At 70.6% G+C, this 15,095-nt stretch carries 16 protein-coding genes; 6 read left to right on the forward strand and 10 right to left on the reverse strand.

Going from position 1 to position 15,095, the window contains the following annotated elements; translation table 11 throughout:
* Positions 1 to 80 precede the first annotated feature (80 nt).
* From rlmB to DEJ46_RS18085, 5 genes are all read right to left on the reverse strand, one after another.
* A complete protein-coding gene (gene rlmB, locus DEJ46_RS18065) occupies positions 81 to 1,037 on the reverse strand; it encodes a 23S rRNA (guanosine(2251)-2'-O)-methyltransferase RlmB (RefSeq protein ID WP_150267741.1) in 957 nt (318 codons plus the stop codon).
* 80 nt (positions 1,038 to 1,117) lie between these two features.
* Positions 1,118 to 2,518 (reverse strand): cysteine--tRNA ligase, encoded by a 1,401-nt coding sequence (gene cysS / locus DEJ46_RS18070; RefSeq protein ID WP_150267743.1) that lies wholly within the window; start codon positions 2,516 to 2,518, stop codon positions 1,118 to 1,120.
* 122 nt (positions 2,519 to 2,640) lie between these two features.
* Positions 2,641 to 3,159 carry a 2-C-methyl-D-erythritol 2,4-cyclodiphosphate synthase gene (ispF, locus tag DEJ46_RS18075; protein ID WP_150267745.1) on the reverse strand — a complete coding sequence of 173 codons (519 nt, stop codon included), beginning with the start codon at positions 3,157 to 3,159 and terminating at the stop codon, positions 2,641 to 2,643.
* Positions 3,149 to 3,898: a 2-C-methyl-D-erythritol 4-phosphate cytidylyltransferase gene (gene ispD, locus DEJ46_RS18080; protein ID WP_150267747.1), complete on the reverse strand. Its 750-nt coding sequence runs from the start codon at positions 3,896 to 3,898 to the stop codon at positions 3,149 to 3,151. The genes ispF and ispD overlap by 11 nt, the downstream gene beginning before the upstream one ends.
* 367 nt (positions 3,899 to 4,265) lie before the next feature.
* Positions 4,266 to 4,748, reverse strand: a complete 483-nt coding sequence (locus DEJ46_RS18085; RefSeq protein WP_003953493.1) for a CarD family transcriptional regulator — start codon at positions 4,746 to 4,748, stop codon at positions 4,266 to 4,268.
* A gap of 658 nt (positions 4,749 to 5,406) precedes the next feature.
* Between DEJ46_RS18085 and DEJ46_RS18095 the strand changes: the two genes are divergently transcribed.
* Positions 5,407 to 6,033: a DUF461 domain-containing protein gene (locus tag DEJ46_RS18095; protein ID WP_150267749.1), complete on the forward strand. Its 627-nt coding sequence runs from the start codon at positions 5,407 to 5,409 to the stop codon at positions 6,031 to 6,033.
* A 124-nt stretch (positions 6,034 to 6,157) separates the two neighbouring features.
* Here the strand turns inward: DEJ46_RS18095 and DEJ46_RS18100 are convergent, their stop codons facing one another.
* On the reverse strand, positions 6,158 to 6,838 hold the full coding sequence (locus tag DEJ46_RS18100; protein WP_017242433.1) for a response regulator transcription factor: 681 nt from the start codon (positions 6,836 to 6,838) through the stop codon (positions 6,158 to 6,160).
* A complete protein-coding gene (locus DEJ46_RS18105; protein WP_150267751.1) occupies positions 6,835 to 8,064 on the reverse strand; it encodes a sensor histidine kinase in 1,230 nt (409 codons plus the stop codon). Before DEJ46_RS18105 ends, DEJ46_RS18100 begins: the two co-directional genes overlap by 4 nt.
* 265 nt (positions 8,065 to 8,329) lie before the next feature.
* On the opposite strand from DEJ46_RS18105, the gene phoU reads away from it, so the two are divergent.
* Both phoU and DEJ46_RS39190 read left to right on the forward strand, forming a co-directional pair.
* Complete coding sequence (gene phoU / locus DEJ46_RS18110) at positions 8,330 to 9,010, forward strand: phosphate signaling complex protein PhoU (RefSeq protein WP_024756335.1); 681 nt, start codon at positions 8,330 to 8,332, stop codon at positions 9,008 to 9,010.
* A 100-nt stretch (positions 9,011 to 9,110) separates the two neighbouring features.
* Positions 9,111 to 9,263, forward strand: a complete 153-nt coding sequence (locus DEJ46_RS39190; protein ID WP_190622734.1) for a hypothetical protein — start codon at positions 9,111 to 9,113, stop codon at positions 9,261 to 9,263.
* A 65-nt stretch (positions 9,264 to 9,328) separates the two neighbouring features.
* On the opposite strand, the gene DEJ46_RS18115 is transcribed toward DEJ46_RS39190, so the two are convergent.
* Positions 9,329 to 9,841, reverse strand: a complete 513-nt coding sequence (locus DEJ46_RS18115) for a GNAT family N-acetyltransferase (protein ID WP_150267753.1) — start codon at positions 9,839 to 9,841, stop codon at positions 9,329 to 9,331.
* A 458-nt stretch (positions 9,842 to 10,299) separates the two neighbouring features.
* Between DEJ46_RS18115 and DEJ46_RS18120 the strand changes: the two genes are divergently transcribed.
* Positions 10,300 to 10,596 (forward strand): hypothetical protein, encoded by a 297-nt coding sequence (locus DEJ46_RS18120; RefSeq protein ID WP_150267755.1) that lies wholly within the window; start codon positions 10,300 to 10,302, stop codon positions 10,594 to 10,596.
* Between the two features lie 185 nt (positions 10,597 to 10,781).
* Positions 10,782 to 11,642 carry an FG-GAP repeat domain-containing protein gene (locus tag DEJ46_RS18125; RefSeq protein WP_150267757.1) on the forward strand — a complete coding sequence of 287 codons (861 nt, stop codon included), beginning with the start codon at positions 10,782 to 10,784 and terminating at the stop codon, positions 11,640 to 11,642.
* Between the two features lie 195 nt (positions 11,643 to 11,837).
* On the opposite strand, the gene DEJ46_RS18130 is transcribed toward DEJ46_RS18125, so the two are convergent.
* Positions 11,838 to 12,596, reverse strand: a complete 759-nt coding sequence (locus DEJ46_RS18130) for a phosphoglyceromutase (RefSeq protein WP_150267759.1) — start codon at positions 12,594 to 12,596, stop codon at positions 11,838 to 11,840.
* A gap of 125 nt (positions 12,597 to 12,721) precedes the next feature.
* Here DEJ46_RS18130 and DEJ46_RS18135 point away from each other — a divergent pair, with 125 nt between their 5' ends.
* On the forward strand, positions 12,722 to 14,101 hold the full coding sequence (locus tag DEJ46_RS18135) for an MDR family MFS transporter (protein WP_150267761.1): 1,380 nt from the start codon (positions 12,722 to 12,724) through the stop codon (positions 14,099 to 14,101).
* Positions 14,102 to 14,129: 28 nt separating this feature from the next.
* On the opposite strand, the gene DEJ46_RS18140 is transcribed toward DEJ46_RS18135, so the two are convergent.
* Complete coding sequence (locus DEJ46_RS18140; protein ID WP_150267763.1) at positions 14,130 to 15,077, reverse strand: MBL fold metallo-hydrolase; 948 nt, start codon at positions 15,075 to 15,077, stop codon at positions 14,130 to 14,132.
* Positions 15,078 to 15,095 lie beyond the last annotated feature (18 nt).

Below are 15,095 nucleotides of genomic sequence, written 5' to 3' on the forward strand. Positions count from 1 at the left end.
GTCCGAGACCCGTCAAGATCAACGCCGCGGCCGGGGCCGGGTCGTACGAAGGGGTGCGACGTCGGGCGTCGCGCCCGGTGTTACGCCATACGGCGGCGAGCCGCCTCGTACAGCACGACACCCGCGGCGACACCGGCGTTGAGCGACTCGGCGCCGCCCGGCATCGGGATGCGGACGAGGAAGTCGCAGGTCTCGCCGACGAGGCGGGACAGGCCCTTGCCCTCGGAGCCGACGACGATGACGACCGGGCCGGACAGCGCCTCCAGCTCGTGGACCTCGTGGTCGCCGTCGGCGGCGAGGCCGACGACCGTCAGGCCGGCCTTCTGGTACTGCTCCAGGCAGCGGGTCAGGTTGGTCGCGCGGGCGACCGGGGTGCGGGCGGCGGTACCGGCCGAGGTCTTCCACGCACCGGCCGTCATGCCGGCGGCACGGCGCTCGGGGACGACCACACCGTGGCCGCCGAAGGCCGCGACGGAGCGGACGACGGCGCCGAGGTTCCGCGGGTCGGTGATGCCGTCGAGGGCGACGATCAGCGGGTCCTCGTGGGCGTCGTAGGCCGCCGCGGCGAGGTCCTCGGGGTGCGCGTACTCGTACGGCGGGACCTGGAGGACGAGACCCTGGTGGTTCAGGTTGTTCGTCATGCGGTCGAGCTCGGGGCGCGGCGCCTCCATGATGTGGATGTTGCCGCGGCCGGTGGCGAGGTTCAGGGCCTCGCGCACGCGCTCGTCGTTGTCGATGAACTGCTGCACGTACAGGGTCGTGGCGGGCACGCCGTCACGCAGCGCCTCGAAGACCGGGTTGCGGCCGACGACCATCTCGGACGTCCCCTTGCCGCCGCGGCGCGCGACGGGCTTGCGCTTGGCCGCCTGCCGGGCCATCGCGTTGGAGACGCGGAACGCCTTGTGGCCCTTGCGGTCCTCGGCCTTGGGGGTCGGGCCCTTGCCTTCGAGGCCCTTGCGCCGCTGGCCACCGCTGCCGACCGTCGCACCCTTCTTGTTGGACGTGCGACGGTTCCTGCGCTGGCTGTTCCCGGCCATGACTACCTGTTTCCTCTATTGCCTGCGTACACAAGTCTTTAACTGAAGTGTGCCGCCCGGAGCCCCGAGCGGCACGTCTTCTAACGGTTGCCCAGCGTCCAGCGGGGGCCGTCGGGGCTGTCCTCGATCGCGAGACCGGAGTGGCTCAGCTGGTCGCGGATCGCGTCCGCGGTCGCCCAGTCCTTCCGCTCGCGGGCCGACTCGCGCTGCTGGAGCACGAGCCGTACGAGGGTGTCGACGACGCCGTGGAGCTCCTCGCCGCCACCGGACTCCTCGGCCCACTGCGGGTCGAGCGGGTCCAGGCCGAGGACGCCGAGCATGGCGCGGACCTCGGCGAGGCGGGCGATGGCCTCGTCCTTGTCGTCCGCGGCGAGGGCGCTGTTGCCCTGGCGGACGGTGGTGTGGATGATCGCGAGCGCGTGCGGCACGCCCAGGTCGTCGTCCATGGCCTCGGCGAAGGCCGGCGGCACCTCGGCGGCGGGGGCGACGGTCGTCCCGGCCTTCTCGGTGGCGCGCTGGACGAAGCCCTCGATACGGGCGAACGCCGACTCGGCCTCGCGCAGGGACTCCTCGCTGTACTCGATCATCGAGCGGTAGTGCGGGGTGCCCAGGTAGTAGCGGAGGACGATGGGACGCCAGTTCTTGACCATCTCCGACACCAGCACGCTGTTGCCGAGCGACTTCGACATCTTCTCGCCGGCCATGGTGACCCAGGCGTTGTGCACCCAGTACTTCGCGAAGTCGTCGCCGTAGGCCTTGGCCTGGGCGATCTCGTTCTCGTGGTGCGGGAAGATCAGGTCGAGGCCGCCGCCGTGGATGTCGAAGGCGGAGCCCAGGTACTTGTGGGCCATGGCCGAGCACTCCAGGTGCCAGCCGGGGCGGCCGCGGCCCCACGGCGTCTCCCAGTCGGGCTCGCCCGGCTTGGTCGCCTTCCACATCGCGAAGTCTCGCGGGTCGCGCTTGCCGGTGATGCCGTCCTCGGCGGGCTGCCGCAGGTCGTCGATGTCCTGGTTGGACAGCTCCAGGTAGCCCGGGAAGGAGCGCACGTCGAAGTAGACGCTGCCGTCGGCCTCGTACGCGTGACCGCGCTCGATGAGGCCCCGCATCATCTCGATCATCTCGGGTACGTGCCCGGTGGCGCGGGGCTCGTAGGTGGGCGGCAGGCAACCGAGCGCGTCGTAACCGGAGTTGAACGCACGCTCGTTCTCGTAGCCGATCGACCACCAGGGGCGGCCCTGGTCCGCACCCTTGGCGATGATCTTGTCGTCGATGTCGGTGACGTTCCGGATGAACGTGACGTCGTAGCCGCGGTAGGCGAACCAGCGGCGCATGATGTCGAAGTTCAGCCCCGACCGGATGTGGCCGATGTGCGGGGCGGCCTGCACGGTCGCGCCACAGAGGTAGATCGAGACGCAGCCCGGTGTGAGCGGGGTGAAGTCACGGATCTGCCGGGCGCTGGTGTCGTACAGGCGAATAGTCACCACTCCAGGGTAGTGGGCGTGTGGTAGTGCCCCGCGACCTGTCGACGATTCGCGGGGCACGATTCTTTCCCGGATTCCCCCGGGTTCCCCCGGATTCGCCCGGGATCACCCCCCCCTGGGACTCAGTGGTCCCGGCGCGTCACGGGGTAGACGAGGGCGGTCGCGAGGGCGGCCAGGCCCTCGGCGCGGCCCGTCAGACCGAGCCCGTCGGTGGTCGTGCCGGAGACGGAGACCGGCGCGCCGGCCGCCTCGCTCAGTGCCTTCTGGGCCTCGTCGCGGCGCTTGCCGACCTTGGGGCGGACGCCGACGACCTGGACGGCGATGTTGCCGATCTCGTAGCCCTCGGCGCGGACGATCCGGGCGGCCTCGGCGAGGAGGGTGCCGCCGGAGGCGCCGGACCACTCGGGGCGCGAGGTGCCGAAGTGGGCGCCGAGGTCGCCGATGCCGGCGGCGGAGAAGAGGGCGTCGCACGCGGCGTGGGCGGCGACGTCACCGTCGGAGTGCCCGGCGAGCCCGTACTCCTCGCCCTCCCAGAGCAGGCCCGCACACCAGAGTTCGCGGCCCTTCTCGAAGGCGTGGACGTCGGTGCCGATGCCGGTCCGGGGCAGTGCGGGGGTGTTCGGGGGGAGCTCAGAAGCCATCGTTGGCCCTCCTGCGGGCGAGTACGGCCTCGGCGAGGACGAGGTCGAGGGGGCGGGTCACCTTGAAGGCCTCTTCGTGGCCGGGCACGACGACGACGGGCGCGCCGAGCCGCTCGACCATGCCGGCGTCGTCGGTGGCGCCCTCGCCGGTGAGGGCGATCGTGGCGTGGGCGTTGACCAGTGTGTCGTGGTCGAAGCCCTGCGGGGTCTGGACGGCGCGGAGGCGGGCGCGGACCGGCGTGGCGACGACCTGCTCGGGGTCGCCCGGCTTCTCGGCCGGCTCGACCTCCTTGACGGTGTCCGCGACGGGCAGCGCGGGGACGACGGCCACGGCCCCGTCCCGTACGGCCTCGATGACGGCGTCCACGGTGTCGACGGGGACCAGGGGGCGGGCCGCGTCGTGGACGAGGACGGTGGTGATGCCCTCCGGCAGCGCCTGGAGTCCGAGGTGGACGGACTCCTGGCGGGTGTCGCCGCCGGGGACGACGAGGTAGTCGGTCCGCTCGGGGAGGGCGTGGGCGTCGAGGAGGTGCTTGACCTCGGCGGCGCCGTCGGAAGGGGCGACCACGACGACGAGCGAGACCGCGCGGGAGGCGGCCATCGCGCGGACGGCGTGGATCAGCATGGGGGTGCCGTTCAGCGCGCGGAGCGCCTTGGGGGCGCCCGGGCCGAGGCGTACGCCCCGTCCGGCCGCCGGGATCACCACGGCGGTACGAGAAGGACGCGCTTCGTCTGACATCGGTTGCACTCCGGCAGGTTTGTTTCCGCGGCCGACATGGGTATGGCCTCACCGTGCCGGACGCGACGCCTTGACCGGGCCCTTTCCGTGACGACGGTCGAGGCGTCAGCGCGTGAGCACAGGGGTTCGGACGTAACAGGGGGTGCGGGTTCTCTTCAGCGGTACGCAGGGGACGACGGCTTTTTCAGGGAGCGGTCGAGCCGGGTGCGTACGGCCGTGCGTACGCTCCGCATGCGTACGCGAACATGCCGCAGCGCCCGACGACAGCGCTGTGTGGTTCACAGCGCGCCAGCGGGCACCGCGGCATCGCTTCACTTGGAAGCACGCTCGGAGCGAATCACCCGGAGGCGATTCAGAGCGCGCTCACTCAGGACGCGAGGACCTCGTCGAGGAGAGCCTCGGCCTTGTCCTCGTTCGTGTTCTCCGCGAGAGCCAGCTCGCTCACCAGGATCTGCCGAGCCTTGGCAAGCATCCGCTTCTCACCGGCGGACAGCCCGCGCTCGCGCTCCCGGCGCCACAGGTCGCGAACTACTTCGGCGACCTTGATGACATCGCCGGAGGCGAGCTTCTCGAGATTTGCCTTGTAGCGACGGGACCAGTTCGTCGGCTCTTCGGCGTACGGCGCGCGCAGCACCTCGAAGACCCGGTCCAGCCCGTCCTGACCGACCACGTCGCGAACTCCGACGAACTCCGCATTGTCCGCCGGTACACGAACCGTCAGGTCGCCCTGCGCGACCTTGAGCACCAAGTAGGTCTTGTCCACGCCTTTGATCTGGCGAGTTTCGATGGCCTCGATCAGCGCGGCCCCGTGATGGGGATAGACCACGGTGTCGCCAACCTTGAACGTCATGTGACAGGTACCCCTTCCGTGGCTATCCAGGGTAACACGGATACGGCTTCTTCTGAATGGCGTTTTCGCAGGTCAGAGCATATCTCGGGGCTTGACAACAGCATCACGAACGTGCTGCGGAGGGCTTCCGGAAGGCGGTATTCGCAGGTCGGAGCGGCTGTGCGGACGGAGAGAAACGCGCACGTTACACGCACCTGGAGCCCCTTCAGGGAGGGGCGATGTCCCGGTTTGTCGGGTTCAGAGTACCCATCTTCGCGTACTCCGTTCGAGGATCGACCACTCGTACGGATGCATGCCGGGGTGATTCCGGAATTGATCAGGTCGACGACGGTCCGTGATTTTCCGGAGCGGGCCGCCGGGAATGCGGGGCGACCGCCGAATTGATCAAGGCGGTTATGTGAACAACAGGTCAATGGGTCGCGATCCGGCCACGGAGGGTTGCTCACGGCGGCGGGCGGAGACCTCCCCGGACGGCCCCTTGAGCGGCCCTCGGAGCCACCCCGGTGGAGTCGCCGCGAGTGCCGCGGGCCGGTTAGGGGCGGGTCGGGTGCGGGACGGAGAGTGCGGCTCGGTAACCTAAGCGCGCTGACACACCTTTAGCTGTTCCTTAGTCCTCAGTCCTCAAGCCTGTCCGTTCGTCCTAGGAGATGCCGCCGCCGTGAGCCGCAGCCTTCGACGCGGCGCCCTCGCCGCCACTGCCATCGTGTTCTCGATCGCCGCGCTGTCCGCCTGTGGTGCGGGCAACGACGCGCAGACGCTCGGCGTCAAGCCTGACAACGCGGCCGTCACCGTGGACGACGTCAAGATCCAGAACGCGCTCGTCATCACCCAGCCCCACCAAGGAGTGAAGGGCCCGGCCGTCGTCTCGGCGACCGTCTTCAACAACGGCCGCACGCCGCAGACCATCGACGCGATCACCCTGCCGGGTACGAGCGCGACGGTGAAGCTGACGGCCGCCGCCGGCGCCACCGGTCCGATCACCGTGCCGCCGCTCGGCTCCGTCGTGATCGGCGGCGAGGGCAACGCCACCGCCGTCATCGAGAACGGCACCGAGGCGACCCGGAACGGCGACGCGCAGAAGGTCGTCTTCAAGCTGAGCAAGACCGGCCAGGTCGGCCTGGACGCCTTCGTCGTCCCGGCGACGAGCTACTTCAAGGACTACGGCCCGTCGATCGTCCCGGCTCCCCCGGGCTCCTCCCCGACCGCCTCGGCCCCCGCAGAGGGCGAGCACGGCGGCGAGCACGGCGCCGAGCCCTCGGGCGAGGCCACGACCGCCGGTCACTGACCGCGCGGCAGGACATACGTGAAGGGGCGCCCCCCGGTCGGGGGCGCCCCTTCACGCGTACGGCTCACACGTACAGCGACTCGTGGAGCAGGCGTCCGGCCTCCATGGCCGGCCGAGGGTGTGTCTACGGCTCGAATTTGTAGCCCAGGCCTCGGACCGTCACCAGGTAGCGCGGGGCTCCCGGGTCCGGCTCGATCTTGGCGCGGAGGCGCTTCACGTGGACGTCGAGGGTCTTCGTGTCGCCGACGTAGTCCGCGCCCCACACCCGGTCGATGAGCTGCATACGGGTCAGCACGCGGCCCGCGTTGCGCAGCAGCATCTCCAGGAGGTCGAACTCCTTCAGCGGCAGGTCGACCTTGCCGCCCGAGACCGTCACCACGTGGCGGTCGACGTCCATGCGGACCGGGCCGGCCTCCAGGGCCGCCGGGGTGACCTCCTCCGGCTCGCCGCGGCGGCGGAGCACCGCGCGGATGCGGGCGACCAGCTCCCGCGAGGAGAAGGGCTTCGTCACGTAGTCGTCGGCTCCTATTTCCAGGCCGACGACCTTGTCGATCTCGCTGTCCTTGGCGGTCACCATGATCACCGGGACGTTCGAGCGGCCGCGCAGCTGGCGGCACACCTCGGTACCGGGCAGCCCCGGAAGCATCAGGTCGAGGAGGACGAGGTCGGCTCCGTTGCGCTCGAACTCGTCGAGGCCGTCGGGCCCGGTCGCCGCCACGGCGACCTCGAAGCCCTCCTTGCGGAGCATGTACGACAGGGCGTCGCTGAAGGATTCCTCATCCTCGACGACGAGCACTCGGGTCACGGAAGGACCTCCGGGGAGGGAAGCGGTTCGGTCATGAGATCTGGGGTGGGAGAAGAGACGGGCCGGCGGTCCCGTGCGGAGCCCGCCTCGGGCAGCCGCAGGGTGAAGGTGGAGCCCTGACCCTCGGTGCTCCATACGGTGACCTCGCCGCCGTGCGAGGCGGCCACGTGCTTGACGATGGCGAGGCCGAGCCCCGTACCGCCGGTGGCACGGGAGCGGGCCGGGTCGACTCGGTAGAAGCGCTCGAAGACGCGCTCCTTGTCCTTGTCGGGGATGCCGATGCCCTGGTCGGTGACGGCTATCTCGATCAGGTCGCCGCCGGGCGCGGCGATCTTGCGTGCCGCGATGCCGACGCGGGTGTGGGCCGGTGAGTAGTTGACCGCGTTCTCGACGAGGTTGCCGAGGGCGGCGGCGAGCTGGCCGCGGCTCCCCCAGACGCGCAGGTCGGCGGCGCCGCCGGAGATCATGGCGATCTGCTTGGTGGAGGCGGTGTGCCGGGAGCGGTCGATCGCCTCGGCGACGAGTTCGTCCACGGACACCGGCTCGGAGTCCTCCAGCGGGTCGTCGTTCTGCACGCGGGAGAGGTCGATGAGCTCCTGTACGAGGTTGGTGAGGCGGGTCGCCTCGATCTGCATGCGGCCGGCGAAGCGGGTGACCGCCTCGGGGTCGTCCGAGGCGTCCATGACCGCCTCGGAGAGCAGGGAGAGCGCGCCCGTGGGCGTCTTGAGCTCATGGCTCACGTTGGCGACGAAGTCGCGCCGTACCGCCTCGATGCGCCGGGCCTCGGTGAGGTCCTCGACCAGGAGCAGCACGAGCCGCGAGCCCAGCGGGGCGACGCGGGCGGAGACGGCGAGGGCCTCGCCGCGTCCGGTGCCGCGCCGGGCCAGGTCCAGCTCGACCTGTCGTATCTCCCCGTCGCGGCGGGTGTCGCGGGCCATGTTGAGCATGGGTTCCACGGCCAGTTTGCCGCCCCGGACCAGGCCGAGGGCGTACGCCGCCGAGCTGGCCTTCACCACGGAGTCGCTGTCGTCGAGGACGACCGCGGACGAGCGCAGTACGGACAGCACGGTGTCGACGCCGGGCGGGAGCACGGCGTCGGTGTGCAGGGAGGTCCGGGTGGGTCGCGCCTGGTCGCGCTCGCTCCAGCGGAACGCCAGCATGGCGATCACGCCGGTGCACACGCCGGCGATCGCTGCCAATGCGGCGACCGCCGCGTTCACGTCCATGCCCTCCAGGTTATGCGGGGCGAAGGACACTCTCCCAGCCGTCCGAGTGGCTCCTCGAACAGTCGTCGCTCAGAGTTCACCGTGGAGACGGGGTTGGTTCATTTGCTGCGACGGCGGCAGTGGCGCGTGTCGCCCAGAGTTCACCTGGAGGAAAGTGGTGATTCACGCGAGGGGGTGGAACCGGACGCGTAGAGAGCCGAACGTGGGAGCGTGGGGGTCCGAAGCCCCACCCGGACCCCGGAGCTTTGCGTAGAGAGGGACATCCATGCGGGACGCGTACCACGAGGAACTGGATTCGATCGGCGAGAGCCTGGTCGAGATGGCTCGACTCGTCGGATCGGCGATCGGGCGCGCCACGACGGCGATGCTCGACGCGGACCTGAAGCTCGCGGAGAGCGTGATCGCGGCGGACCAGAAGGTCGACGACCTCCAGCACGACCTGGAGGCCCGGGCGATAGCGCTGCTCGCCCGGCAGCAGCCGGTGGCGACGGACCTGCGGATCGTGGTGACCTCGCTGCGGATGAGCGCGGACCTGGAGCGCTCGGGCGACCTGGCGCAGCACGTGGCGAAGCTGGCACGGCTGCGGTTCCCGGACACGGCGGTGCCGCGGGACCTGCACGCGACCATCCTGGAGATGGGGCAGCTGGCGCAGCGCCTGATGGCGAAGGCGGCGGAGGTCATCATCACGAAGGACGTCGACCTGGCGCTCCAGCTGGAGCAGGACGACGACGAGATGGACCTGCTGCACCGGACGCTCTTCCAGCACCTGATGGACGACCGCTGGAGGCACGGCATCGAGACGGCCGTGGACGTGACGCTGCTCGGCCGGTACTACGAGCGGTTCGCGGACCACGCGGTGTCGGTGGCCAAGCGCGTCGTGTACCTGGTGACGGGTGAGCACGCGGACGAGCTGCAGGCGGCGGACGCGCCGGTGGAGGGCGCGTAGGCCTGTCGGGCGGCGCGGGCGCCTGTGCGCCGTTGATGCGCCGGTCCGAGTGGGCATGCAATGGGGGGAGGCGACGCGCGCCTCGAAAGGGAGGGACCCCATGGCCGAATCCCCTGTGACGACCGATTCCCCGCAGGAGGCTCCGCGTGGGACGGAGTTCCTGCCCGTCCTCGGCGCCTGCGGCTGCGGCTCGGGCTGCGGCTGCGGCTGCCAGTCGGGCTCGCCGTGCCAGTGCGGGGGCTGCTCGGGCTGACCGGAGCGGTGAGGGGCCGGGGCCTGTGCCCCGCCCCCTCACCGTCCCGTGCACAGGTGCCGGGCTCAGATGTCGAGGACGCCGACGGTCTGATCGCCGCTGAGCTCGCCGGTCGTACGGAAGCCGAGCCTGCGGTAGAACTCGCCGGGACCGTCCTCGCCGGGCTCCCAGGTCACGTACAGCTGTGTCGCGCCGCGCCTCCGGAGCTCGTCGCGCACCGCCTCGACGGCGAAGCGCCCGTACCCCTTGCCCTGGCCCGTGGCGGCGATGTTGAGCCGCCAGAGGCCGCTGCGGCGGTCGGCGGGGTCCTTCTTCTCGTCCCACGGGATGTCGAGGAAGGCCATGAGGAAGCCGACGAGCTCGTCCCCGTCGAAGATCAGCCGGGGCCAGGCGGTCTCCCCGAAGGCGTACGCCTCGGCGAGGGAGCGCACGACGGGGGAGACGTTGCGCTCCTGATGGGGGTGGACGCGCAGCGCGAGGGCGGCGTCCACGTTCTCGGGGGTGACCCGCTCCAGGCGGAGTGACGTGCTGGTCTCTGACGTGCTGACCTGTGACGTGCTGATCTCTGACGTGCTCATGGTCCAGAACGCTAACGAGTCGACACAGCCCCCGCCCACGATTATCGAAGGAGCCCCCTCCCGGCGGAGAAGCCGCAGGTAGGGGGCTCTTTCGTGGCTGAGGGCATGGGTGGGCCCCGGGAACCCTTTGACGGCCCAGGGACAGCCCGGCTCCGGCCGCCGGCCATGCGTCAGGGCGAAGAGCAAGAAGGACCGCCCTGCCGGGTGCACCTTCGACCGGAGACTCTGGGCACCCGCGGCGTAGCTCCGGGCGCCAATGCCTCTGCCGGACCGCCGACTTGGGGTGGGTACGGTAGGGCCCCATGAATAGATGGACACGAGGTGCGGCGGGGGCCGCCCTGGGAGCGATACTTCTCCTGACGGGCTGTGAGACCTCGGATCTCTCGGCGAATCCGGCAGACGCGAATCCGCAGAACCCGGCAGAACTGGCCGCTAAGCCGGGCGTCACCACCCTTGCCATGGTCGTCGGTGAGTGGAAGGAGACGGGCAAGGGGGGCAACCCCTGGACGCTGCGGATCTCCGCGGACGGGAAGCTCTGGACCAGCGACGGGAGCGACACCTGCGAGGGCGGCGTGGAGGCCGTGCAGTCGGAGGCGGACAAGACCTGGCGCCACTTCCTCGCGCAGGTGGACTGCGGCTGGGCCGGCGAGCAGACGGCCCCGCTGCGCCTCGGCGAGGTGGACGGCGAGGAGCGGCTGATCCTCATCAACGACGAGGGCCAGGGCTCGAAGGAGACATACCAGCGGGTCGGCTGACCGCACGGCGGCCCACCGGACAACGTGTAAGAAGTCGTTTCTTATGACGTGATTATTCGTTGAGCCAGGATCGTGCTGATGATCTGACGGTCGGGAGGAGAAAAAGCGCGCGGTTCCGGACACCCCCGGGGGGCTTTCGCCGGTCGGAAGGGTGAGAACGAAACAGACGCAGGGGGGAACCGATCATGTTCGAACAACGCAGGCCCGGGCTGAGGACGGCGCTCGTCGTCACCGCCGTCGCGGTGGCGACGGCTACCGGCGCTGCCTCCGCCGTCGCCGCCCCGGCCGCCGACCCGGTGGCGGTGCCCGCCTTCCACCTGTTCGGCATCCACAAGCAGACCCACGAGATGTGGGAGTGGTACCGCCAAGGGCCGCTCCTCGTCACCGACGGGGGCGACGGGATCGATCACTCGGACCTCGCCGACCTCATCCCCGTCGACAACAGCCACGATGGCGGGTACGGCTACGGCACGTGGATCCTCTACAAGAACGGCCGGCTGGACTTCCGCGGCTTGGTCGGCAACCCGTGGCTGTCGACCAAGACCGTCGGCCGGGGCTGGGACATCTACCGCACGGTCCTCTCGCCCGGCACTCTCGGCGGAGCCAAGGAGGCCGACCTGATCGGCCTCGACAGGGCCGGTGTGCTGTGGAGCTACCTGGGTTACCCGGACGGCCGCCTCACCACCCGTACGCGGGTCGGCGGCGGCTGGGGCCAGTACACCGAGCTGGCCGGCCAGGGCGATCTGACCGGTGACGGCAGGGCCGACATCACCGCCCGCGACAAGGCCGGCGTCCTCTGGCTCTACAAGGGCACGGGCGACTACAAGGCGCCGTTCGCGGGCCGTACGAAGATCGGCGGCGGGTGGAACGTCTACGACCGGCTGCTGTCGGTCGGCGACATCGACGCCGACGGCAAGGTGGACCTGCTGGCCCGGAAGACGACGGGCGAGCTGCTCCGGTACTCGGGCACGGGTAACGCGGCGCGGCCGTTCACGGCGCCGGTGCAGATCAAGGACAGCCACATGAAGGAGTACAACCTGCTCTAGACGTTAGGCCCTTCGTGCGAGGCGGCCCCGTTCCCGGCATTTCGGGTCCGGGGCCGCCCCCTGTCGGGGCCGCCGCCCGTCACCATTCCCTCGCGGAGTACCCGGCCCACAGACGGCCCACAGACGGCCCACAGGCATGGGAATGGCCCCCACTCGCAGAGAAACCGCAGGTGGGGGCCATGATCACGCGTTGGGCTACTTCTTGCCCTGGTTCTTCACGGCCTCGATCGCCGCCGCCGCCGCGTCCGGGTCGAGGTACGTGCCGCCCGGGTTGAGGGGCTTGAAGTTCTCGTCGAGCTCGTACGACAGGGGGATGCCCGTCGGGATGTTCAGGCCCGCGATGTCCGCGTCCGAGATGCCGTCCAGGTGCTTGACCAGGGCGCGGAGGCTGTTGCCGTGGGCCGCGACCAGGACCGTGTGGCCGGCGAGGAGGTCCGGGACGATGTTGTCGTACCAGTACGGGAGCATCCGCTCGACGACGTCCTTGAGGCACTCGGTCTGCGGGCGCAGCTCCGGCGGGATCGTCGCGTAGCGGGCGTCGTGCGCCTGCGAGTACTCGTTGTCGTCGGCGAGCGCCGGCGGCGGGGTGTCGTAGGAGCGGCGCCACAGCATGAACTGCTCCTCGCCGAACTCGGCGAGCGTCTGGGCCTTGTCCTTGCCCTGGAGCGCGCCGTAGTGGCGCTCGTTGAGGCGCCACGAGCGGTTGACCGGGATCCAGTGGCGGTCAGCCGACTCGAGGGCGAGCTGCGCCGTGCGGATGGCGCGCTTCTGGAGGGAGGTGTGCAGCACGTCGGGGAGCAGGCCGGCGTCCTTGAGCAGCTCTCCGCCGCGCGTCGCCTCCTTCTCACCCTTCGCGGTGAGGTTCACGTCCACCCAACCGGTGAACAGATTCTTCTCGTTCCACTCGCTCTCGCCGTGGCGGAGGAGGATCAGCTTGTACGGTGCGTCGGCCATGCGGACGAGCCTAATCGACCGCCGACGATTGACGCGCGTCGTCAATTCACTGGCGTCCGGCACCTGAGATACGTAAGTTACGGATGCCGAGATAGGGGCTTACAACAGCAAGGGGCCGGCCACACATGTCCATCGACTCGCTCAGACGATCAGCTCACGCGACGGTCTCCGGCTTCCCCCCGGGTTTCTGGTGGCTCTGGCTGTCGACGCTGGTCAACCGGACCGGGGCCTTCGTCCTCACGTTCCTCTCCCTCTACCTGACGCAGGAGCTCGGGCACTCCGCCTGGTTCGCCGGACTCGTCGTCGCCCTCCACGGCCTCGGCGGCGTCGCCGGCTCGCCGCTCGGCGGCATGCTCACCGACCGCTGGGGCCGCCGCCCCACCATGGTCGCGATGCACCTGGCCGCCGCCGCCTGCGCCGCCGCCCTCGCCGTCGTCACCAGCGCCTGGGCCATCGCCACCGTCGTCCTCCTCATGGGCGTCGCCATGCAGGCCGTCCGGCCGGCGATCAACGCCACGATCGCCGACACCGTCCCCGCCCACGACGTGCGCCGGGCGTACGCCCTCAACTACTGGGCCCTCAACCTCGGCTTCGCCATCGCCTCCATCGGCGGCGGCGCCGCGGCCTTCCTCGGCTACCGCACCCTCTTCGTCGTCGAAGCCTTCGCCACCACCCTGTGCGCCGTCATCGTCTTCCTGCGGCTCCCCGAGACCCGCCCCGAGGCCCGCGTCGACAAGCAGGGCGCGCCCGTCGCCGAGGACAAGGTCAGCGTGCTGACCGTGCTCCGCGACGCCCCCTTCCGGAGGCTCGTCCTTCTCAACCTGCTCGTCTGCCTCGTCTTCACCGCCCCCTGGATCGGCCTTCCCCTGACCATGGCGGGCCAGGGTCTGGCCCCGTCCTCCTACGGCATGGTCATCGCCGTCAACGGCATCGTGATCGTCGGCTTCCAGCTCCTCGTCAACAAGCTGACCGACAAGCGCTCCCCCGTCCTCCTGCTGACCCTCTCCTCCCTCCTCTTCGCCCTCGGCACCGGTGCCACCGCCCTCGCCGGCTCCCCCGTGGCCTTCGCCGCGACCGTGATCGTCTGGACCGTCGGCGAGATGATCCACGTCCCGACGAACGCCGCCGCCACCGCCCGGCTCGCCCCCGAGCACGCCCGCGGCCGCTATCAGGGCGTCATGGGCATGTCCTGGGCCGTCGCCGGGTTCGTCGCCCCCATCGCGGCCGGCGCGATCGTCGGCGGGCCCGGCCCCGATTTCCTGTGGACGGCGACCGCCGCCATCGGGGTCGCCGCCGCCGTCGGCTACTACACCCGGCTGCGGAAGGCCCTCGCGGACGAGGACACCCCCACGCAGCAGGACGCCGGCACCACCGAGGCCGTCACGGTCGCCGAGGCCGTGAAGGCGGTCAAGGCCGTCAAGGCCGTGCACGGCGGCAAGGCGGTCAAGAGGCAGGACGCCGAGGCCGGGGACGGCGCTTCGGAGCAGGCCTCCGTCAGCGCCTGAGCCGCCGGCCCCCTTCCCCGCTCCCCCCTCACCCCGTCCCGTACGCCGCCCACCGCACGAGTCCGAACCCCTCTCCCTCCCTGCGCACTTCGACGGCTCCTGCCCCGCCGAAGTGCGCGGGGACGACCAGCTCCCGCTCGTCGGCGGCCCGTTCGAGGATCCGGCGGCGGCTCACCGCCGCCCGGCCCGGGTCGAGGCAGAAGCAGCTGGCGCAGGACGGTTCGAGAAGCTGTACGGGGCTGTGCACCAGGTCGCCGACGAAGACCGCCCTGTCTCCCCCGGACGCCAGCCGCAGCACCGCCGAGCCGGGCGTGTGGCCGGGCGCCGACTCCAGGGTCAGGTTCCCGTCGACGCGGTGCTCGCCGTCCCACAGCCTGACCTGCCCGGCCCGGTGGACGGGCGCCACGCTGTCCTCGTAGACGATCCGGTCCTCCTCCTGGAGGCCGTTGCCGTAGCCGTTCGCCGGGCCGTAGTGGAAGTCGTCGGCGGCCGGTACGAGGTACTCGGCGTTCGGGAAGGCCGGCACCCACTCCCCGTCCCCCTCGCCGGCCCGGGTGTTCCAGCCGACGTGGTCGGCGTGCAGGTGGGTGTTGACGACGACGTCGACGTCCTCGGGGCGGACGCCGGCCCGTTCCAGCCGGCCCAGGAGGTCGTCCCGCCGCCGGTGGAACTGCGGCGAGTGCGGCCGCTCGCGCCCGTCGCCCACACCGGTGTCGACCAGGATCGTCCGGCCACCGCTGCGCAGCACCCAGCTCTGCAGCGCCATGACCGCGCTGTCGCTCTCCGGCGCCCAGTGGTCCGGCGCCAGCCACTCCTCGTTGTCCTTCCACACCTCGGCCCCGGCCTCCGGAACGATGCCGCGGGCCGGACCGAACGGCCCCTTCCACTCGACGACCCGGATGATCTCGACGTCTCCCAGGACGAGGCTCTGCCGGTTCTCCGCGCTCTCCGCGCTCTCCGTGCTCTCCCTGTTCATGTCGTCGAGCCTAGGAAG

Source organism: Streptomyces venezuelae (assembly GCF_008642375.1).
GTDB lineage: Bacteria > Actinomycetota > Actinomycetes > Streptomycetales > Streptomycetaceae > Streptomyces > Streptomyces venezuelae_G.